1 protein-coding gene is annotated in these 897 nt (G+C 55.4%); it reads right to left on the reverse strand.

The genetic code is table 11. The features are described from left to right. Positions 1-527, reverse strand: a 527-nt coding sequence (locus AC1DH9_RS29960; protein WP_477809430.1) for a sensor histidine kinase, incomplete at its 3' end; no start/stop codon positions are given. Positions 528-897 lie beyond the last annotated feature (370 nt).

Consider the following 897-nt stretch of genomic DNA (forward strand, 5'->3'; position numbering starts at 1 on the left):
CTCCAGTTCACGGCAGTATTGGCCAGCGTCTTGAGCAGATGCGCACGCAAATTGGCTTCAAGGCCAAGGCTGGTGAGTTGTCTTGGATTGAGAATGGCCGAGACATCGCGAACTTTGGTCATGGTTTCTTCCAGCGTGTCGCACAGCAGGGTGCAATGGCTTTGCAGTTCTTCGGGCTGACGTCGCTTGAGCCATTCACTTTGTAGCTTTGCCGCCGTCAGCAATTGGCCGATATCGTCGTGGAGTTCACGGCTGAGCCGATGGCGCTCGTTCTCCTGTACTTCCAGCAAGCGGTCGGCCAGTTCCTGAGGCTGGAACCTGATCGATTTACGCGAATTGCAATGCTGCACGCAGACGCTGGTGGCTGCCGCAAGGTTCAGTATCAGCAGTGCGGCTGGAAATTGGCTGGACAGGCAGTAAACCAGCAGGCTGCCGAACGCCGAACACAGGCACAGCAGCAGAGTGAGCCGGCGAACGCTTTTTCGGGAGGGTGGCCAAGAGGCGACTGACTTGAGGCTGGCGTACATAGCGGATGGAGCCAATGAATGTTCGCTGCGGGCAGACCGGTCATGATGCCTGACGGGTCTCTGTGTGGATAACGCTGGTGATTGAATGGTGGGCTTCAAGTTAGCGCAGTCTGATTGTCAAAATCGAGTGTTGCACTCTTCGCGGGATAGACCCGCCTGAAGTCAGAGTGCCATAACCTGGAGCCAACTAATTGGGCGGCATAATACCACCTAACATACCGTTGGTCGCGTTTGCTATATATGTCCTGAGGGTCAGGAATTTGTCGTTGCTGGACGTATGCTCCACATTAGCGGGCATGCGCAGTCACTGAGCATCCAGCGTGACTTATTACGTTGCTGAACAGTTCGCAGCGCTCTGGACCGGTAGTTC

Source organism: Pseudomonas sp. 05T35, assembly GCF_056396605.1.